The organism is Asanoa sp. NPDC050611, assembly GCF_040654855.1.
Classification (GTDB): Bacteria; Actinomycetota; Actinomycetes; order Mycobacteriales; family Micromonosporaceae; genus Asanoa.
Genome location: NZ_JBFAIU010000133.1, coordinates 1 through 19,104 on the forward strand (window position 1 = coordinate 1; position 19,104 = coordinate 19,104).

At 69.9% G+C, this 19,104-nt stretch carries 16 protein-coding genes and 1 pseudogene; 5 read left to right on the forward strand and 12 right to left on the reverse strand.

Annotation, left to right across the window (positions count from 1 at the left end; translation table 11 throughout):
- The 4 genes from AB0H87_RS21030 to AB0H87_RS21045 all read right to left on the reverse strand — a co-directional run.
- On the reverse strand, positions 1–472 hold a 472-nt coding region (locus tag AB0H87_RS21030; RefSeq protein WP_360147907.1), incomplete at its 3' end, for an extracellular solute-binding protein.
- Between the two features lie 29 nt (positions 473–501).
- Positions 502–1,380 (reverse strand): carbohydrate ABC transporter permease, encoded by an 879-nt coding sequence (locus AB0H87_RS21035; protein WP_360147910.1) that lies wholly within the window; start codon positions 1,378–1,380, stop codon positions 502–504.
- Positions 1,381–1,397: 17 nt separating this feature from the next.
- Positions 1,398–2,306: a sugar ABC transporter permease gene (locus AB0H87_RS21040; RefSeq protein ID WP_360147913.1), complete on the reverse strand. Its 909-nt coding sequence runs from the start codon at positions 2,304–2,306 to the stop codon at positions 1,398–1,400.
- On the reverse strand, positions 2,303–3,610 hold the full coding sequence (locus tag AB0H87_RS21045) for a glycoside hydrolase family 38 C-terminal domain-containing protein (RefSeq protein WP_360147916.1): 1,308 nt from the start codon (positions 3,608–3,610) through the stop codon (positions 2,303–2,305). The genes AB0H87_RS21040 and AB0H87_RS21045 overlap by 4 nt, the downstream gene beginning before the upstream one ends.
- 135 nt (positions 3,611–3,745) lie before the next feature.
- Between AB0H87_RS21045 and AB0H87_RS21050 the strand changes: the two genes are divergently transcribed.
- Complete coding sequence (locus AB0H87_RS21050) at positions 3,746–4,429, forward strand: metal-dependent transcriptional regulator (RefSeq protein ID WP_360147919.1); 684 nt, start codon at positions 3,746–3,748, stop codon at positions 4,427–4,429.
- A 212-nt stretch (positions 4,430–4,641) separates the two neighbouring features.
- Here AB0H87_RS21050 and AB0H87_RS21055 read toward each other — a convergent pair whose 3' ends face one another.
- The 3 genes from AB0H87_RS21055 to AB0H87_RS21065 form a co-directional block, all read right to left on the reverse strand.
- A complete protein-coding gene (locus AB0H87_RS21055) occupies positions 4,642–5,274 on the reverse strand; it encodes a hypothetical protein (RefSeq protein WP_360147922.1) in 633 nt (210 codons plus the stop codon).
- 96 nt (positions 5,275–5,370) lie between these two features.
- Complete coding sequence (gene lhgO / locus AB0H87_RS21060; RefSeq protein WP_360147925.1) at positions 5,371–6,555, reverse strand: L-2-hydroxyglutarate oxidase; 1,185 nt, start codon at positions 6,553–6,555, stop codon at positions 5,371–5,373.
- 10 nt (positions 6,556–6,565) lie between these two features.
- Entirely contained in the window at positions 6,566–6,745 is a 180-nt protein-coding gene (locus AB0H87_RS21065; RefSeq protein WP_360147928.1) for a DUF5522 domain-containing protein, read from the reverse strand.
- A gap of 184 nt (positions 6,746–6,929) precedes the next feature.
- Between AB0H87_RS21065 and AB0H87_RS21070 the strand changes: the two genes are divergently transcribed.
- A complete protein-coding gene (locus AB0H87_RS21070) occupies positions 6,930–7,229 on the forward strand; it encodes a hypothetical protein (RefSeq protein WP_360147931.1) in 300 nt (99 codons plus the stop codon).
- Between the two features lie 28 nt (positions 7,230–7,257).
- Entirely contained in the window at positions 7,258–7,560 is a 303-nt protein-coding gene (locus AB0H87_RS21075; protein ID WP_360147934.1) for a DUF6582 domain-containing protein, read from the forward strand.
- Positions 7,561–7,868: 308 nt separating this feature from the next.
- On the opposite strand, the gene AB0H87_RS21080 is transcribed toward AB0H87_RS21075, so the two are convergent.
- The 3 genes from AB0H87_RS21080 to AB0H87_RS21090 all read right to left on the reverse strand — a co-directional run bounded on the left by AB0H87_RS21080 (position 7,869) and on the right by AB0H87_RS21090 (position 12,808).
- Positions 7,869–10,796, reverse strand: a complete 2,928-nt coding sequence (locus AB0H87_RS21080) for a vitamin B12-dependent ribonucleotide reductase (RefSeq protein ID WP_360147937.1) — start codon at positions 10,794–10,796, stop codon at positions 7,869–7,871.
- 38 nt (positions 10,797–10,834) lie between these two features.
- Complete coding sequence (gene nrdR, locus AB0H87_RS21085) at positions 10,835–11,338, reverse strand: transcriptional regulator NrdR (RefSeq protein WP_360147940.1); 504 nt, start codon at positions 11,336–11,338, stop codon at positions 10,835–10,837.
- A 1,143-nt stretch (positions 11,339–12,481) separates the two neighbouring features.
- Entirely contained in the window at positions 12,482–12,808 is a 327-nt protein-coding gene (locus tag AB0H87_RS21090; protein WP_360147943.1) for a LysM peptidoglycan-binding domain-containing protein, read from the reverse strand.
- Positions 12,809–13,050: 242 nt separating this feature from the next.
- Here AB0H87_RS21090 and lexA point away from each other — a divergent pair, with 242 nt between their 5' ends.
- On the forward strand, positions 13,051–13,839 hold the full coding sequence (gene lexA, locus AB0H87_RS21095) for a transcriptional repressor LexA (protein ID WP_360147946.1): 789 nt from the start codon (positions 13,051–13,053) through the stop codon (positions 13,837–13,839).
- Positions 13,840–14,093: 254 nt separating this feature from the next.
- Here lexA and AB0H87_RS21100 read toward each other — a convergent pair whose 3' ends face one another.
- Together AB0H87_RS21100 and hflX are read right to left on the reverse strand one after the other, a co-directional pair.
- The gene (locus AB0H87_RS21100; RefSeq protein WP_360147949.1) at positions 14,094–15,659 is read right to left on the reverse strand and encodes a hypothetical protein; all 1,566 of its coding nucleotides are present in this window, start codon (positions 15,657–15,659) and stop codon (positions 14,094–14,096) included.
- 55 nt (positions 15,660–15,714) lie between these two features.
- Positions 15,715–17,184, reverse strand: a complete 1,470-nt coding sequence (gene hflX, locus AB0H87_RS21105; RefSeq protein ID WP_360147952.1) for a GTPase HflX — start codon at positions 17,182–17,184, stop codon at positions 15,715–15,717.
- Positions 17,185–17,232: 48 nt separating this feature from the next.
- Here hflX and AB0H87_RS21110 point away from each other — a divergent pair.
- A pseudogene (locus tag AB0H87_RS21110) lies at positions 17,233–18,672 on the forward strand (NAD-dependent malic enzyme); the annotation flags it as partial.
- Positions 18,673–19,104 lie beyond the last annotated feature (432 nt).

The following is a 19,104-nucleotide window of genomic DNA, read 5'->3' on the forward strand; positions in this document are numbered from 1 at the left end:
GCCCCGCCCGCAGACGGTCGCCGCGGCCTCCGCGTTGGTCTCGTTGTTCCGGGCGTACGCGGTGGCGGTGCGGTCGGCCCTTCTGGTACGCGGCCAGGTCGACCTTCTGCGCGGCGACCTCGTCGTCGATGGGCAGGATCTGGTGCTTCTCGACGAAGGTGGGGAAGTACGACGCGTGGTCGGTGAACACGTCCGGCGCGGTGCCGCTGACGAGACCCGTGGTGATGCTGCTCCAGTAGTCGTCCCAGCCGTACTGCTTGACGGTGACGCTGATGTTCGGGTTCGCGGCGGTGAACGCCTCCGCGCACTTCTGGTAGCCGGGCTGCTGGTTGGCGTCCCAGAGCCAGTAGCTCAGGCTGACCTTGTCACCGGAACCGGAGTCCGAGTCGGATCCGGAGGAGCCGCACCCGGCCAGGAGGCCGGCAGCGGCCAGCGCCGCCGTCGCCACGACGGCACTTCTACGCCACTTCATCGTTGCGTGGTTCCTTTCGGTTGAGGGCTTTACTTCAATCCCGAGAACTGGATCGAGTTGATGACGCGCTTGCCGAGCAGCGTGAAGAGCACGATGACCGGGAGTGCCGCGATCACCGTCGCGGCCATCAGCCCGGCCCAGTCGGGCCCGCCGTTGGGCGTCTGCGCCTTGAAGATGCCGAGCGCGACGGTCAGCACCCGGACGTTCTCGTCCTGGCCGACCAGCAGGGGCCAGAAGTAGTCGTTCCAGGCGGCGACGTACGTGAGGATGGCCAGCGTCGCGATCGGCGCGGCGCTCATCGGCACGATGATGCGGAAGAAGATCCGCAGGTGCCCGGCGCCGTCCAGCCGGGCCGCCTCCTCGATCTCGTGGCTGATGTTGAGGAAGAACTGCCGGAGGAAGAACACCGCGAACGGCGACATCAGCAGGTTGGGCAGCACGATGCCGAGGAACGTGTTGAGCAGCCCGAGATCCCGGATGAGCACGAAGTTCGGCAGCGTCGTGAAGATCGGCGGCACCATCAGCGCGGCGAGGAACAGCGTGAAGACGAAGTTGCGCAGCGGCCACCGCAGGCGGGCGAACGCGTAGGCCGCCAGCGCTGCGAAGAACGTCTGCACCACCGTCGTGGAGATGGCCACGACGAACGAGTTCCGCAGGTAGAGCCAGAAGTTCACGGTCGCCGTCGAGCCGCCCTGCCGCAGCGCCTCGTTGACGCTGGACAGGCCGAGCACGCGGCGGTACGCGTCGACCGTGGTCTCGGCCGGCAGGAAGCTGTTCGCGTGGCTGGGCAGCGCGCCGTTCGTGGAGAACGAGGTGCGCAGCATCCAGTAGAAGGGGAACAACGTGATCAGCAGGAACAGGCCGAGGACGACCCAGCCGACGACGCGGCCGGCGCGGATGCGGTTCATGCGGTTCTCCAGCCGGCTCACGCGAGATCGGACCTGTTGGCGCGGGTGAGCCGCAGCTGGACGAGCGTGACCCCGAGCAGGATGACGAACAGGATCAGCGCGATCGCCGAGGCGTAACCGAAGTCGTACCTGTTGAAGGCCAGGTCGTAGATGTAGTAGTAGATGACCCGGGTCGCGTTGACCGGGCCGCCCTTCGTGGTCACGGCGATGGTGTCGAAGATCTGGAACGAGCCGATCAGCGAGACGATCAGCACCAGCGCCAGCACCGGCCGCAGCAGCGGCAGGCTCACCCGCCAGAACGCCTTCACCTCCGAGGCGCCGTCGATGGCCGCCGCCTCGTACACGTCCTTGGGAATGGCCTGGAGCCCGGCGAAGAGCAGCAGCGCCGTGTAGCCCATGCTCTTCCAGACGTTGATCAGCGCGACCGTGACGATCGCCAGCGCCGGGTCGCCGAAGAACGACTGGCGCGGCAGGCCCACGAAGTCGAGCGCGTTGTTGACGATGCCGATCTGGTAGTCGAGCAACCATTGCCAGAGCAGGGCCACGACCACACCGCTCACCATGTACGGCACGAGCAGGATGCCCCGGATGACCATCGACCGGGCCAGCCGTTGCATGAGCGCCGCCAGCAGCAGTGCGACCGCGGTCTGCAGGCCGATGTTGACGACGACGTACTCCAGCGTCACCAGCAGCGCGTTCCAGAAGACGTGGTCGTCGACGACCTTCGCGTAGTTCGCGCCGCCGACGAACTCGCCCGGGGTGAACAGGTCGTAGCTGGTGAAGCTGAGCCAGACGCCACGGATCGCCGGGGTGAGGTAGAACGCGACGAACCCGATCGCGGCGGGCAGCACGAACGCGATCGCGTACAGCGTCTCCCGCCGGCGTTCCCGTAACAACGGCCGCCGGGCGGCTCTGGTAAGCGTCATTGCTTCCTCAGTCGAAGGGTGCGGATCTCCCACGGCGCGAGCGCGACCGCGAGCTCGCCCGCGGCCGGCTCCCGGGCCAGCGCCTCGCCGAGCAGGGTGGTCGTGTCGACCGTCGTGAACGGGCCGGCGACGGTTGCGTGGACCGGTTCCGGCGCCATCGCCACGAGCCGGACCTCGGTGCCGCCGGCCACCGGCCGCACCGCGCTCACCGCCACGTCGCCGCCGCCGACGCGGATGCCGGTGTCGGAGGCGGGCAGGGGAGCGGCGGCCGGGGCGGCGCCGCGCCGGACCGCCGCGTCGTTGCGGAACAGTTCCGCCGCGCGGACGGCCTCGGCGGCGCGCCAGCCGTGCGCGGACGGCAGGATCGCGAGGCGGGAGACCACCTCGCGGCCGAGCGACTGCGCGCCGGGCGCCGGCAGGTGCAGGGCGGCGGGCTCGTCGCGCAGCGGGTGCAGGTTGACGCTGATCGCCCCGATCGCCCGCAGCAGCGTGACGGCCAGCTCGTCGCCGACGACCTCGTACTCGGCGGTGTGCTCCAGCAGCACGGTGGCCGGGCCGGCGGTCACGAACGAGGAGGCGGGGAACGTCGGGAGCGGGTACTCGCCCCAGCCGCCCTCGCTGGTCAGTCCGCGTTCGGTGACGGCGAACTGGCCCTCGGCGGCGGAGCCGGCGACCGGCGCGGGCAGCGGCACGTGGAAGCGCAGCCGGTGGTCGGCGGACGGGTTCGTGAAGCGCGTGGTGACGCGGACGAACGGCTCGTCCGCGTGCAGCCGCACCAGCGTCTCGACGGTGACCGGCCGGGTCTGCGCCGCGCGGTGGTCGACGTCGTCGGCGAGCGCGGCCGGCCAGTCGTAGGCCCGCCGGACCAGGATGCCGCCGCGCACCGGGCCGGTCTCGACGACCTCGACCTCGACCCGGGTCGGCGCGTCGACCAGGCGGTCGTGCGCCGGCGGCCCGTAGTTGTAGCTGTCGCCCCGGTCGCCGCCGTCGACGAGCCGCCCGACGCCGGTCAGCCGCGTGCCGTCCGCGCCGAGCAGGTCCAGCGTCCCGTCCGCGTCGACGGTCACGGTGAGGTGGTCGTTTGCGAGCGCGTGTCCGCAGACGCGGACGCCGCCCGGCGGAAGGACGGAACCCGGCTCCACCCGGACGGCCGTCGACCCCGAGGCCGGCGTGGGCACGGCCACGGCGACCGTGACGACCGGGGCGGCGAGCGTGCGGACCTGCCACGTCCCCGGGTGCTCCGCTGCGGCCGCTGCCACCGCGGTGCGCAGCGCGAGCAGGTCGAACTCCGGCTCGGTGGGCACGTCGGCGAGGAGGAACTCCAGCAGGCCCGGTTCGAGCGTGTAACGGTCGATCAGCTTGCCCCGCCCCGCGCCCTTCGCGGCGTCGGGGTTGTCGGCGTGGCGAGGTAATATCGACAGCTAGGAGGGCCTTCTGCCGTGAATCACCTTGTCGACACGACCGAGATGTATTTGCGCACCATCCTCGAGTTGGAAGAGGAAGGTGTGCCCCCGCTGCGCGCCCGGATCGCCGAGCGGCTGCACCAGAGCGGCCCGACCGTCTCACAGACCGTGGCCCGCATGGAGCGCGACGGCCTGCTGCGCGTCGAGGGCGACCGCCACCTGCACCTGACCGACCTGGGGCGCGAGCAGGCGGTCTCGGTGATGCGCAAGCACCGGCTCGCGGAGCTGCTGCTCGTCAACGTGATCGGCATGCCCTACGAGGAGGCCCACGAAGAGGCCTGCCGCTGGGAGCACGTGATGAGCGACGCGGTGGAGCAGAAGGTATATGACCTGCTCAACCGCCCGACCCGCTCCCCCTACGGCAACCCGATCCCGGGCCTCGAGTCCCTGGGCAACCCGCCCGCGGAGGCCGACGGCTTCGACCACAAGGAGCGCAACCTGGCGTTCCCGGGTCTGACCGGCCAGGTGATCGTGCGCCGGATCTGCGAGAGCGTCCAGACGGATTCCGACGTCCTGCGGCAACTGCACGCGGCCGGCGTCGACCCGGGCGCGATGGTGACGGTGGCCCAGGAGCGCGACGGCGTCATGATCGACCGTTCGGGCGACCAGGTCCGCCTGCCGCGCGAGGTCGCGTCGCGGGTGTTTGTGGCGGCTCACTGAGATCTTGCTTTTTGGCGAGGGCCTGTCCCGGTCGGGGACGGGCCCTCGCCATTTTCGCGGGGTCGGTTGTCCCTCTTGACGGTGAATTACGCCACTTCGTGGGTTTGTTCTGAGGTGCTGGTTCGTGAGGTGGGCTCGCTCAGAGCAGTCGAGGTCGCTCGCCTTCGGGGTCGTTCCCGTCCCGGCGGTCGGGTGGAGCGGGCAGTTCCCGGTCAGGGCTTCCTCGGTGGCTTGGCCGCCTCGACGTGTTTGGCGAGGGCGACCAGTTGCGGTCCGAACGACTTCGGCGGTGCCGGTGAGTCCGGGACGCCGGTGAAGCGCAGCGACATGAGTCGCTTGTCCTTCGTGAGCCAGCACACCTCGAGCCCCGGGCCCGTCGTCTTCGTGGCCGCGACCGGCGACTGGTAGGCCGCCAGCCCCAGGCCCTTGACCGTCGTCGCGCCCTTGTCGGGGACGACGTCCGACTTGAAGATCTCGGCGTCGGCCGTGGTCTTGCTGATCGTGAGCGCCAGGTCGGGCAGGTCGGCCTGGACCGGCTGGACCACGCACGTGGTCGTCTGGCCGCTCTGGCTGGCGGCGGAGATGGCGAAACGTACGCCGATGGCCTTCTCGATCGTGGCGTAGTCGAAGTAGACGCAGGCGCCGCCCGCCGTGGCCGCGGGGAAGTTCGTGCGCAGCGGCGCGGTGATGCGCTGTTGCGGCGGCGGGTCCTCGGCGCAGCCGGCGAGGGCGCCGGCGGCGAGGGTCGCGGCCGCGCCCAGGCAGGCCAGCCGGCCGACCCGGCGACCGTCCAACCTGGATGGTCGGGCGGGCGGGTCGCTGTGGCGGCTACGCGGCAGGACCACAACAACTCCTCGATCGACGCTTGATCAGCACGGGAGTGCGCCGCCCGAAAAGATACGGCTTCGTCCGGCGGGGCGGAAGCCCGGGTTGTCCGTCGGTCAGCTCGGGAGTTGGGCCACGATGTGCTTAGCGATCTCCAGAGAGCTCGTCGCCGCTGGTGACGGTGCGTTGAGCACGTGCACCTGCCGGTCGCGGGCGACGATCAGGAAGTCGTCGACCAGGGCGCCGTCGCGGGCGATGGCCTGGGCACGGACGCCGGCGCCGGCCGGCACGAGGTCGCGCTCGGTGACCGCGGGCACGAGGCGGGCCAGGCTCTGCGCGAACAGGCGGCGGCTGAGCGACCGGCGCACCTCGGTCACCCCGTACCCGAAATGCTTGCGAGCGAGGCGCCACAGGCCCGCGTACCCGATGAAGTCCGCGATGTCCCTAGGGTTGATCTTGCTCCAGCGATAACCCTCGCGGGCCAGCGCGAGCACCGCGTTGGGTCCGGCGTGGACGGTGTTGTCGATCATGCGGGTCAGGTGGACGCCGAGGAACGGGAACTGCGGGTCCGGGACCGGGTAGATCAGGCCGCGGACCAGGCCTCGCCGCTCGGGCGTCAATTCATAATATTCACCCCGAAAGGGTACGATTCGGGCTGGCGGCTCCACCCCGGCGAGGCGGGCCACCCGGTCCGCGTGCAGGCCGGCGCAGTTGATCAGGACGTCGGCGGTCACGTCGCCGGACGTGGTGTGCACGATCTGCTCGCCGCCGCGGATCTCGATGCCGGTGACCGCGGTGCCGAGCCTGATCGTGGCGCCCGCCTTCTCGGCGAGGTCGGCGAGCGTGGTGCAGACCGCGGTGAAGTCGACGATCCCGGTCGACTCGACGCGCAAGGCCTCGACGCAGCGCAGCTCGGGCTCGTACTCCCTGGCCTCGGCCGCCCCGATCAGCCGCACCGCCAGCCCGTTGGCGACGGATCGCTCGTGCAGCGCGTGCAGCCGAGGCACCTCGGACTCGTCGGCCGCGACGATCAACTTGCCGCAGACCTCGTGCGCGATGCCGTGCGTGGCGCAGAAGTCGACCATGGACGCCCGGCCGGCCGCACAGAGCCGCGCCTTGAGGCTGCCCGGCTTGTAGTAGACCCCGGCGTGGATGACGCCGCTGTTGTGCCCGGTCTGGTGCGCGGCGACCCGCTCCTCCTTGTCGATCACCGTCACCGACGCGTCCGGATGGTCGATCGTGATCCGGTGCGCGGTGGCCAGGCCGACGATGCCGGCCCCGATGACGACGTAGCGAGTCATGGCGCGAACCCTAGTTCACATAAGGACAGTGCCGGCAGCCGCGACCGCAACACGTGCCGCGCCTGGCCAGGAAGCCGGCCGAAAGGACGAACAACCCGGTCCGCGGGTCGAGATATCCGGCCTCGTCGGCGGCGAGCGCGCCGTCGTGGGCCTTGATGATCTCTTCCTGGTACGCCGGATCGTCCGGCATCCGGCTGTCGTGCGGTTGCCGCAACGGTCGCCCGGCGAGCGGCCTCGGTTCGCCGCCCTGCGCTGAGGTCACCGCTCCACCCGTACCCTATCGGACCTATCGGACCGGTCGTCCGCTGCCTGAATACCCTTCGCCGGTTATATCCCAAGAGGCATCATCCGTACGACGAGAGGACGCCACCGGCATGACCACCACGAGTGCCTTGCGCGACGACCTGACCGACCTCGCCCAGACCGGCGTTCCGGGCGAGGCCCAGCCGCTCGACCTGCGCGAGACCGGTGCGTACGTCGACCGGGAGCCGGTGCTCGAGGTGCTGATGTCGGTGCGCCGGGTGGACGGCGGCCCGCCGTACCCGGCCCTCTACCTGGGCCCGATCGCCGAGCCCTTCCTGGGCCGCGCGCAGGACGGCCTCCCGTTCGCCGCCCGGATCGACCCCCAACGTCCGGATCGGGTGCTGGTCGACTGGACCGCCTGCGCCGCATAGCCGGAGATCACCTGGGTATCCCGGTGGCATGGAGACAACCTGGAAGCCCGTCAACGAGGGCGACGAAGGAACCCTGTCGAGCGGCGAGAAGCGCAGCCTCCCGGACACCGCGTTCGCGTTCCCTGACAAGCGCAAGGAACCGCTGACCGACGCGGACCACGTGCGCAACGCGATCGCGCGCTTCGACCAGGTCAAGGACGTGACGGACAAGGAACGCGACCAGGCGTTCGCGAACCTGAAGAAGGCCGCGAAGCACTTCGACGTCGACATGTCGGAGACGGACTGGCACCAGCTGGGCAAGCGGCCCCACACGGACAACCCGAAGCAGTAGGCGTTGGGGTTCGTTGGCGACTGAAGCCGCCACCGGGAGAAGCTGCCCTGTGGGAGCCGCTGCCGGCGAGCGAAGCGCCCGGCTCAAGTCGCCACCTGCGAGCGAACTGCCCGGCTGAAGCCGCCACCGCGAAGGAACTACCCAGCTGAAGCCGCCACCGCGAAGGAACTACCCGGCTGAAGCCGCCACCGGGAGCGAACTGCCCGGGTGCCGTAGCACCCGGGCAGCCGTGTATTCGGTTGCCGACCTGCGCGCGCCGGTCAGCCCGACCGTTGGCCGGCACTACCCGGCCAACCGTCAGATTCCGACTAGCTGCAGCCGGAGGTCGAGCCGCAGCCCTCGCAGACGTAGCAGCTGCCCGCCGGGCGCATCTTCGTGCCGCAGGTGAAGCAGAGCGGCGCGTCGGCGGCCTTGCCGATCACGGCCTCGAGCAGCTCCGTCGACGAACCGACCCGCGGCGACGGCGCCGCGATCTGCACCGGGCCGCCGCTGGTGACGGAAGCCTTGGCCACCGGCTCGGTCTTGTCGGCCTTGTCGTCGGCGGCCTTCTCGTCCGCCTTCTCGTCAGCCGGCTTGGCCTCGATGGGTGCCGAGGACGCCATCTGGGTGTGGTCGAACGCGGCCTCCGCCTCGGCCTCGGCGCGGATCTGGGCCGCCCGCTCCTTGGCCGTGAAGATGCCGAGCTCGGCGCGACGCTCGTAGGGCAGGAAATCGAGCGCCAGCCGGCGGAAGATGTAGTCCATCACCGAGGCGGCCATGCGGATGTCCGGGTCGTCGGTCATGCCCGCCGGCTCGAACCGCATGTTGGTGAACTTGGCGACGTAGGTCTCCAGCGGCACGCCGTACTGCAGGCCGATCGAGATCGCCACCGAGAACGCGTCCATGACGCCGGCGAGCGTCGAGCCCTGCTTCGACATCTTGAGGAAGACCTCGCCCAGGCCGTCGTCGGGGTACGACGACGCGGTGAGGTAGCCCTCGGCGCCGCCGACCGAGAACGACACCGTCTCCGACGGGCGCTTCTTCGGCAGCCGCTTGCGGACCGGCCGGTATTCCACGACCTTCTCGACGACCTTCTCGGCTTCGGCAACCGGCGCGACCTCGGTCGACGTCGTGGCCTTGGCCGGCTTGGCCGCCGACAGGGGCTGGCCGACCTTGCAGTTGTCGCGGTAGATCGCCAGCGCCTTGAGGCCGAGCTTCCAGCCCTCGAAGTAGATCTTCTCGACGTCTTCGACGGTCGCCGACTCCGGCATGTTGACCGTCTTGGAGATCGCGCCCGAGATGAACGGCTGGACGGCCGCCATCATCCGGACGTGGCCCATCGGCGCGATCGACCGCTCGCCCATCGCGCAGTCGAAGACCGAGTAGTGCTCGGGCTTGAGACCAGGCGCGTCGACGACGTGGCCGTGGTCGGCGATGTGCTCGACGATCGCCTCGACCTGCTCCTCGGGGTAGCCCAGGCTGCGCAGCGCGCGCGGCACCGTCTGGTTGACGATCTGCATCGAGCCGCCACCGACGAGCTTCTTGAACTTGACCAGGGCCAGGTCGGGCTCGACGCCGGTGGTGTCGCAGTCCATCATCAGGCCTATGGTGCCGGTCGGCGCGAGCACCGAGGCCTGCGCGTTGCGCCAGCCCGACTTCTCGCCGATCTTGAGGCCCAGCTGCCACTGCTTCGACGCCTCGCGGGCGATCGCGGTCGCGACCGGGCTCGACGCCTTGATGTCGTCGCTGGCCGCGGCGTGCTTGCGCATGACCCGCTTGTGCGGCTCGGCGTTGCGGGCGTAGCCGTCGTAGGCGCCGACCACGCCGGCCATCTCGGCCGAGCGGCGGTAGGCGGTGCCGGTCATCAGTGACGTGATCGCGCCGGCCAGCGCACGCCCACCCTCGGAGTCGTAGGGCAGGCCCGAGGCCATCAGCAGCGCACCAAGGTTGGCGTAGCCGATGCCGAGCTGGCGGTAGGCCCGCGTCGTCTCGCCGATCTTCTCGGTCGGGAAGTCGGCGAAGCAGATCGAGATGTCCATCGCCGTGATCACGAACTCGACCGACTTGACGAACTTCTCGACCTCGAAGCCACCGTCGGCGCGGAGGAACTTCATCAGGTTGAGCGACGCCAGGTTGCACGACGAGTTGTCGAGGTGCAGGTATTCCGAACAGGGGTTGGACGCCGTGATCCGACCGGTCTCGGGCGAGGTGTGCCAGTCGTTGATCGTGTCGTCGTACTGCAGGCCGGGGTCCGCGCACTCCCACGCGGCCTGCGCGATCGTGCGGAACAGCTTGCTGGCGTCGACGGACTCGATCACCGCGCCGTCGAGCCGGCCGCGCAGGTCGAACGGGCCGTTCTCCTCGACCGCGCGCATGAACTGGTCGGTGACGCGCACCGAGTTGTTGGCGTTCTGGTACTGCACGCTGACGATGTCGGAGCCGCCGAGGTCCATGTCGAAGCCGGCGTCGCGCAGCGCCCGGATCTTGTCTTCCTCGCGGGCCTTGGTGACGACGAACTCCTCGATGTCGGGGTGGTCGACGTCGAGGATGACCATCTTGGCCGCGCGCCGGGTGGCGCCGCCGGACTTGATCGTGCCCGCGGACGCGTCGGCGCCACGCATGAAGCTGACCGGCCCGGACGCGGTGCCGCCAGAGGACAGCAGTTCCTTCGACGAGCGGATGCGCGACAGGTTGACGCCGGAGCCGGAGCCGCCCTTGAAGATCAGCCCCTCCTCCTTGTACCAGTCGAGGATCGAGTCCATCGAGTCGTCGACGGAGAGGATGAAACAGGCGCTGACCTGCTGCGGCGACGGTGTGCCGACGTTGAACCACACCGGCGAGTTGAAGCTGAACACCTGGTGCAGAAGCATGTAGGTCAGCTCGTGCTCGAAGATCTCGGCGTCGGCCGGGTTGGCGAAGTAGTTGTAGTCCTCGCCGGCCTTGCGGTAGGTCTTCACCACGCGGTCGATGAGCTGCTTGAGCGACCACTCACGCTCCGGGGTGCCCACGGCGCCGCGGAAGTATTTGGTGGTGACGATGTTGGCCGCGTTGACGCTCCACGACTCCGGGTATTCGACCCCGCGCTGCTCGAAGTTGATCGAGCCATCGCGCCAGTTGGTCATCACCACATCGCGGCGCTCCCACGCCACCTCGTCGTAAGGGTGGACGCCCTCGGTCGTCCACACCCGCTCGACCTTGAGCCCGGTCGCCCCCACGGCCCGTGCTCGACTCTTGCCAGCGGCAACGTCGCCCGCCATGTCACCTGCCCCCTCGTTTACGAACACATTCAAAAGCTTTACTTTGTACGCGTTTCCGCGTCGACAACCGCACCAGCGGTGCCCTCGAGCCGCGCGGCGGCGGCCGCACGCAGCGTCTCGATCTCGCGCTCGAAGTCGCTCAGCGACTCGAACGAGCGATAGACGCTCGCGAACCGCAGGTAGGCGACCTCGTCGAGGTCGCGCAGCGGGCCGAGGATGGCGAGCCCCACGTCGTGGCTCGGTAGCTCGGCGGCGCCCTTGGCCCGAACGGTCTCCTCGACCTTCTGAGCCAGCAGCGCGATGGAGTCCTCGTCGACCGGTCGACCCTGACAGGCCTTGCGCACACCCGAGATGATCTTCGTGCGGCTGAACGGCTCGGTCACGCCACTGCGCTTGACCACGGCGAGGACGGCCTCCTCGACGGTGGTGAACCGCTTGCCGCACTCGGGGCACGACCGGCGCCGCCGGATCAGCTGGCCGTCGTCGGCCTCACGCGAGTCGACCACCCGCGAGTCGGGGTGTCGGCAGTATGGGCAGCGCATCGACGACCTCCTCTCCTGAACTGATCCTGCGGGGCCACGTTAGTGGGACCCTCTGACACTTTTTGGGCGTCGCGCGGGACGACCGTCGCAGTCATTTCCGGGCACGCCTGTGGACAACGGCAACCCACCACCGGTGGATACCGCTGTGCACAACTTGTGGGAAAGGTGTGGGTAACTCTGACGAGTCTACCCCTACCTGTGGACAACTTACAGAGCTGTAACTACTACATCTAGGGGTTCGACCGTAGGCCGCCCACGTCCCGCGGTCAAGTTGGGTGGGCGTGTCGCCAGTGCCACGTTTCTGTCTCCACGTGATCTGAGTGACCCCTGTGATTCACCACAAGGTCATCCCCGACGGCCCGACGCGGTCGGACGAACCGCCCGCGGACGCGCTCTTCGGACCTCCTCGGCGGCGCACCTTCGACACGGCGAGCGGCCCATCATGAGCCCTGCCCGGAGCCCACGCAAACGCGAGCGGCCGAGCCCGGAGCGCCGCGCCACGGGCGACGGTGACGACCCACGGAACCGCCGCCAGCCAGGCCGAATCAGCAACATCCACTTCGCGACGCCGACCCGCCCCGCGGGAAGTCTCGGTTCGACCCGGGCCCCCGCACGGCGATCACCGACACGCGCCTGGCCCGCCCGATGCCGGCAGCTGCACGCCGTCAAACTCCCGGCGCCTCACCGCCTCACCGCCTCACGGCCGCGCCGTCAAATTCCCGGCGCTGAACCGCCGCGCCCTCCCTTCAGACCGCGTTGACCTCTGTGCCGCCAACCCCTTCCCCCGTGCCGTCGTGCCGGCCAAACGCCGACGTCAAGTCCTTGCCAGCGGCCGAGGCGACCTTGGCCCCGCGCAGCATCGCGCCCACCCGCACGCCACGCCGGTGGTGCCGGGACTCGCGACGCCGCGCGGCAGGTCTGGCCCGGCGCCGGCCGTCGAATTCCCTGCGCTGCACCGCCGCGCCCTCAAATCCAGACCGCGGTGACCTCTGTGCCGCCAACCCCTTCCCCCGTGCCGTTGTGCCAGCCGGCGGACGTCAAGTCCTTGCCATCGGCAGCACGGCAGCGCCCCCGCACGCCCACCCCGTCGCGCAGAGACACGCGACGCCGCGCGGTAGGTCCGCAACCAGAGCCGCGGGCCGGTCACTCGCCCGGAAGGATCAGCTTCTGGCCCGCGAAGATCGTGAAGTCGTCCAGGTGGTTGAGGCGGCGGATTTCCGAGATCACCTCGAACGGTGAGTTGCTCGGGCGGTGCCGCGCAGCCACGGACCAGAGGGTGTCGCCCGGCTCGACGACCGCGATCGCCGGCGGACCGGCCGGGTCGGCGGCGCGGGACGCCGGGGACAGGACCGCGGCCAGACCGCCCACGGCCAGCAGGAACAGCACGACCAGGACCAGCCGCCCGCGGCGGGTCAGCCGTAGTCGCGGCCGCGCCGATCGCGCCCGGCGGCGCAGTGGAAACCTCGACAACGCGCTCGTCACATCGACCGAAATGCCGACCACGCTCATCCCGACCCCCAAGATCGAACGCCAGTTCGATAGTACGGACGTACGATGGTTTATCAGAACAGGCGTTCGGATGTCGACCCCAGACGCGCGACACGCCGGACACGGATCTCGTACAGATGTTTGAAACTGTCTCAACCCACCGATACGGTCATGGTCACCCGAACCGCGAATTAGGGCATCACAGCCGACCAGGGAGGACGGACGTGTCGACCGACGACCGGGCGAGCCGGCAGCAGCATCCGCAGAGAATCGCGTCCGAAGCCGCGTCGCCAAGCACACGCAAGCGGGGCGCCGCGCGGGCTCGCGCGGCGACGTCCGAGGTCAGATCGGTGGCACCGGTGGTGAGCAGCTTCCCTGACGTGACCGCCGCCGAGCTCACGGCTCGGCAGCGACGGATCCTCGAGTTCATCCGGGACTGGGTGGACCGCTACGGCTACCCGCCGAGCGTGCGCGAGATCGGCGAGGCGGTCGGGCTGGTGTCGCCGTCGAGCGTCGCCTACCAGCTCAAGGAGCTGGAGCGGAAGGGCTTCCTCCGGCGCGACCCCAACCGTCCCCGTGCGGTCGACGTGCGTCCCCCCGCCGACGTCGACGAGGAGGCGGCGCGGGCGCAGCGCCCGGCTCCGGCGTACGTGCCGATGCTCGGTCGCATCGCCGCCGGCGGCCCGATCCTTGCCGAGCAGGCCGTGGAGGACGTCTTCCCCCTCCCCCGCGAGCTGGTCGGCGAGGGCGAGGTCTTCATGCTCCACGTCAAGGGCGACTCGATGCTCGAGGCGGCCATCTGCGACGGCGACTGGGTGGTCGTCCGCCAGCAGCCGACGGCCAACAACGGCGAGATCGTGGCGGCGATGCTCGACGGCGAGGCGACGGTCAAGACGTTCCAGCGCCGCGACGGGCACGTCTGGCTGCAGCCGCAGAACCCGGCCTTCGACCCGATCAACGGCGACGAGGCCACCATCATGGGCCGCGTCGTGGCAGTCCTACGCCGCATCTGAGACGAGCAGCGCGGCCCGCCGAGCCCAGCCCGGCGGGCCAAGCCCGACAACACCAGACCGATCAGGGTGTACGCGCGCGCCCGAGGTCGCAGGCGCCGCAGCCGCAGGTCGCAGTCACGTGAACCACACCGCGACCGACAGCACGCGCAACGAACAGACGCAGAATGGATCGGCCAGCTGCGCCGAGATAAGGCCACTGCCGCAGCGCCACGCTCCGCCACCCAACCGCCCACGGCGGTCAGACCGGGCGCACCTCAGCCGCGGTAGTCCTGCCCCGACCCGACGTAACCGTTGCCGCCGTAGCCGCCATCCGGCCCGCCATGCTGCTGGCCGTAAGGCTGGCCCGAACCCGAGTATCCGTAGTCGTCCGGCGCCTGACGCTGCCGCCCGTAGCTCGTCCCACGGGGCCGCTCGCCCTGCGCCGGCGGCCCGTCGCCGTACCCCGGCGAACCCCCGCCGTACACACCACCACCGCCGCCGGACGGCTGACGCTGACCGCCCCCGCCATAGACGCCGCCACCACCACCGCGGCTACCGGCCCCATAGACGCCACCGCCGCCGGGGGTGGGGGCTGGTGCTCCGCCGTACACGTTGCCGCTGCCGTCCTGGTCCCAGTCCGGTGCGACCTGCCGGCCGACCCGCGCGGTGCCGGCGCCGACCGCGGGCTCGCCGCTGCCGGCCGCCGCCTTCTTCTTCCGCGCCACGATGATCCCTGCCACACCGGCGCCGACCAGGATCAGGCCGATCACGCCGATCGCGGCGATCAGGGACGTGATGTCCTTCAGCGTCAGGCCGTCGAGGAACGACTTGCCGTCATCACCCTTTCCGCCGCCGGCGCCGGGTGATGCCGCCGCGGGCACGGGTGCCGCGGCCGGCGCGTAGCTGAGGATCTGGATCTCCTCGTCCTCGCCGAGCTGGCCGCCGTCGGAGACCGTGACGAACTGCTTGCCGTCCGCCGTGTAGGAGATCGCCTCGCCGAACGGGTCGGTCAGGCCCGTGACCCGCGGCGCGGTGCCGCCGGTCAGGGCGCCCGCGACGTCGCCGTCGGTGACGTCCCACTCGAACGCGTCGGCGTAGGTGCGGACGACGACCTTCGCGCCGTTCGGCGAGCGGGCCGCGCCCGTCACCGTGACCCGCCCGGCCGCGCCCAGCAGGTTGGGCGTCTCGGTCTTGGGGAGGGTGACGGTGCCGACCTTCTTCATGCGTACGCCGGTCGAATTGTCGCTCTTGATCGCCGCCGCGGGAACGAAGAGCTCCGCCGGGCCTGTCGACTTGGTGATCACCATCGGCGTGCCGGCGCCCGTGCCCGTCATGACCAGGGCCTCGGCGTCGCGCGGCTTGGTGTCGGGGTAGACGAAGCGGTGCAACGTCGGCTCTTTGCTGCCGTTGACCGGCAGGCTCCACAGGACGATGCTCTCGCGCTTGTCGTCGCTCGTGATGTTGTTGCCCGTGTCGGCCACCCAGAGGGTCTTGCCGTCGGGCGAGAGTGCCAGGTCTTCCGTGTCGCGCGGGCCGCCGCCGGGGTAGGAGACCGAGTCGGTCAGCTCACACTTCCGGTTGAGGAAGAAGACGCGCTCCCGACTCGAAACGTCGCTGCTGTCGTTGATGACAACGAAGCCTGTCTTCGTCGCCACCAGACCGGAGAGCTCGACCAGCTTCGAGTCGTCGACGGTGCAGACCTTCTTGCCCTGCACCGGTGCCGCGGCACCTGCTCCGCCGGTGCCTGGGGAAGGGGCGGCCCATGCGGTGCCAAAGCCGGCACCGAGCGCCGCTGCGACCACGCCCAGGACGACCGTGATCGAAGAGGAAGCGCGCGGCATCGGGCCAGTGTCGCATGTCGGCCTGGGTGCGCGCCTCCCCCTCGTGATCTCCGCCCTATACCGACGCGTAGGGCGCCAGCTCAGCCGCGAGCGCCTGATCGACCCGTACGTGCAGCGCGGTGCCCTCGGCGATGTGTGCGGTGCTCAGCACCTTGGCCCGCCGGTGCAACTGGGCAACCAGCTCACCACGGTCGTAAGGCACCACGACGCGCAGCTCGACGGCGGGCCGCGGCAGGCGCGACTCCAGCGTGGCGCGAAGCTCGTCGATCCCGCGCCCGGACCGGGCCGAGACGAACACGGCCTCGGGCCACGTCCGCTTGAGCCGGAGCAGCGTCTCCTCGTCGGCCGTGTCGATCTTGTTGACCACCAGGAGCTCCGGGACGCTGTCGGCGCCGACCTCGGCCAGCACCTCGCGTACGGCCCGGACCTGCTCCTCCGGGTCCGGGTGGGCGCCGTCGACGACGTGCACCACCAGGTCGGCCTCGGCGACCTCCTCCAGCGTCGAGCGGAACGCCTCGACGATCTGGTGCGGGAGGTGCCGAACGAAGCCGACCGTGTCGGACAGCGTGTAGATCCGGCCGTCGTTGGCGCGGGCCCGGCGGGTGGTCGGGTCGAGGGTGGCGAACAGCGCGTCCTCGACCAGCACACCGGCGCCGGTCAGGCGGTTGAGCAGGCTGGACTTGCCGGCGTTGGTGTAGCCGGCGATCGTCACGGCCGGGATCTCGTTGCGGTTGCGGCGGGCGCGCTTGGTCGCGCGTACCTTCCGCAGAGCCTTGATCTCGCGCCGCAGGCGGGCGATGCGGTGGTTGATCCGCCGGCGGTCGGTCTCCAGCTTCGTCTCACCGGGACCACGCAGGCCGACGCCGCCACCGGCGCCACCGCCCCGCCCGGAACCACCGGTCTGGCGGGACAGCGTGTCGCCCCAACCACGTAGGCGCGGGAGCAGGTATTCGAGCTGGGCCAGCTCCACCTGCGCCTTGCCCTCTTTGCTCTTGGCGTGCTGGGCGAAGATGTCGAGGATCAGCGCCGTCCGGTCGACGACCTTGACCTTGACCCGCTGCTCCAGGTTGCGGAGCTGGGACGGCGACAGCTCGCCGTCGCAGATCACGGTGTCGGCGCCGGTCGAGACGACCGTGGACCGCAGCTCGTCGACCTTGCCCCGCCCGACGAAGGTCGCCGGGTCGGGCTTGCCGCGGCGCTGGATCATGCCCTCGAGCACCTGGGAGCCCGCGGTCTCGGCGAGCGCCGCCAGCTCGATCAGGGAGTTGTCGGCGTCAGTCGCCGAGCCCTCGGTCCAGACACCGACCAGGACGACCCGTTCGAGCCGGAGCTGGCGGTATTCGACCTCGGTGATGTCGGTGAGCTCGGTGGACAGACCTGCGACGCGGCGCATCGCGTGTCGGTCTTCGAGCTCCAGCTCGCCGGTCGTCGGATCGATGTCGGCGAGCTCATCCACAGCGTGGAACGTGCGCAAAAGAATGCCTCCTTGAACACCGATCGTGACACGACAGCACGGCGAGCGCATCCATAAATCGCCCAGGCGGTTGGCCGATCTCCACACACGTGGGCAAGAATGCGCTACGGCGTGGGCGCCGTGGCCCGGGCCGTAGGAACGACGGAGGACCCCGTGGCGCAGACCCGCCTGCCGAGCGCCGGCTTTTCGATCACGATCCGGATCGGGGTGGTCGCCGACGCGTCGGCGCTCGGCCGACTGACCACCTGTGTCGGTGAGGCGGGTGCGATCGTCACCGCCCTCGACGTCGTCGACTCGGACCCCACGACCGTCGTCGTCGACCTCACGTGTGACACCGCGGACGCCGGGCACGCCGACCAGGTCGTCAAGGCGCTCGAGGCGCTGGACGGCGTCGACGTGCGCAAGGTTTCCGACCGGACGTTCCTGCTGCACCTCGGCGGCAAGATCGAGGTCACGCCGAAGGTGGCGCTGCGCAACCGGGACGAGCTGTCCCGGGCGTACACGCCGGGTGTGGCCCGGGTCTGCCTCGCGATCGCCGAGAACCCGGCCGACGCCCGCCGGCTGACGATCAAGCGCAACACCGTCGCGGTGGTGACCGACGGGTCGGCGGTGCTCGGCCTGGGCAACCTCGGCCCGGCGGCGTCACTGCCGGTGATGGAGGGCAAGGCGGCGCTGTTCAAGCGCTTCGGCGGCGTGGATGCCTGGCCGGTCGTGCTGGACACTCAGGACACCGACGAGATCGTCCGGATCGTGCAGGCGATCGCACCGGCGTACGGCGGGATCAACCTCGAGGACATCGCCGCGCCGCGCTGCTTCGAGATCGAGGAGCGCCTGCGGGACCTTTTGGACATTCCGGTCTTTCACGACGATCAGCACGGTACGGCGATCTGCGTACTGGCCGCGCTGACGAACGCGCTGCGGGTGGTCGGCAAGCAGCTCGCGGACGTGCGGGTCGTGGTCAGCGGGGCCGGCGCCGCCGGGACGGCGATCATGAAGCTGCTGCTCCGGCAGGGCGTGGGCGACATCATCGCGTACGACCGTCCGGGCGTGCTGCACGCCGGCCTGACGGACCTGCCGGGGGCGTGGCAGTGGCTGGTGGAGAACACGAACCGCGACAACTATCAAGGTGATCTCGCGGGTGCGCTGCGGGGCGCGGACGTGTTCATCGGCGTGAGCGCGCCGAACCTGCTGACGGGCGACGACATCGCGACGATGGCCGACAACGCGATCGTGTTCGCGCTGGCCAACCCCGATCCGGAGGTCGACCCGCGCGAGGCCCGCAAGCACGCGGCCGTCGTCGCCACCGGGCGCTCCGACCAGCCGAACCAGATCAACAACGTGCTGGCGTTTCCTGGGGTCTTCCGCGGGATGCTCGACGCGCATGCCGAGGAGTTCACGGAGGAGATGGCGATCGCGGCCGCCCGGGCGATCGCGGACGTGGTGGGCGAGGACAAGATCAATCCGACGGTGATCGTGCCTAGTGTGTTTGATTCGCGGGTTGCGGTTGCTGTTGCCGCTGCCGTGCGGGCTGCGGCGCAGAGTGCGCCTGTGGCGGCGGTTGATACCTCTGCCCCTTAGATCTTTTCTTGCCCGGGTCCGTGGTTGGTGCGGGCCGTTGCTCCCGCCGGACTGTCGGCGTTCGTTGTTGGTTGCGGTTTGGGGCGGGGGAGAATTTTGGGAGTACCGACAGGGCGCCAAGAGCGCGCCCTCTTATAGTCGGCACTCCCAAAATCCTCCCCCGCCCTGACTTACTCGCTGTTTTCTGGCCGTCGGCGGGCTTGTGGGTCACAGTCCATTGGCTGGGGTCCGGTTGGTGGGATTTCCGTCTTTGGTTGGCCTTGTGGGGTTTGCGGCGGGTCAGTCGTTGCGGTTTCGTGGCCACGGTTGGGCTTGGTGGTTGGTTGCGGTTTGGGCTGGGGAGAAGGTCGTGCGCTGGAGCTAACGCAGAAACCGCTCAACGCTCCAGCGCAC

Coding starts and splice junctions, on each gene's coding strand:
- AB0H87_RS21035 (WP_360147910.1), bottom strand. CDS start 1,380: ATGAACCGCATCCGCGCCGGCCGCGTCGTCGGCTGGGTCGTCCTCGGC.
- AB0H87_RS21040 (WP_360147913.1), bottom strand. CDS start 2,306: ATGACGCTTACCAGAGCCGCCCGGCGGCCGTTGTTACGGGAACGCCGG.
- lhgO (WP_360147925.1), bottom strand. CDS start 6,555: ATGACTCGCTACGTCGTCATCGGGGCCGGCATCGTCGGCCTGGCCACC.
- AB0H87_RS21065 (WP_360147928.1), bottom strand. CDS start 6,745: ATGCCGGACGATCCGGCGTACCAGGAAGAGATCATCAAGGCCCACGAC.
- AB0H87_RS21070 (WP_360147931.1), top strand. CDS start 6,930: ATGACCACCACGAGTGCCTTGCGCGACGACCTGACCGACCTCGCCCAG.
- AB0H87_RS21075 (WP_360147934.1), top strand. CDS start 7,258: ATGGAGACAACCTGGAAGCCCGTCAACGAGGGCGACGAAGGAACCCTG.
- AB0H87_RS21080 (WP_360147937.1), bottom strand. CDS start 10,796: ATGGCGGGCGACGTTGCCGCTGGCAAGAGTCGAGCACGGGCCGTGGGG.
- nrdR (WP_360147940.1), bottom strand. CDS start 11,338: ATGCGCTGCCCATACTGCCGACACCCCGACTCGCGGGTGGTCGACTCG.
- AB0H87_RS21100 (WP_360147949.1), bottom strand. CDS start 15,659: ATGCCGCGCGCTTCCTCTTCGATCACGGTCGTCCTGGGCGTGGTCGCA.
- hflX (WP_360147952.1), bottom strand. CDS start 17,184: ATGCGCTCGCCGTGCTGTCGTGTCACGATCGGTGTTCAAGGAGGCATT.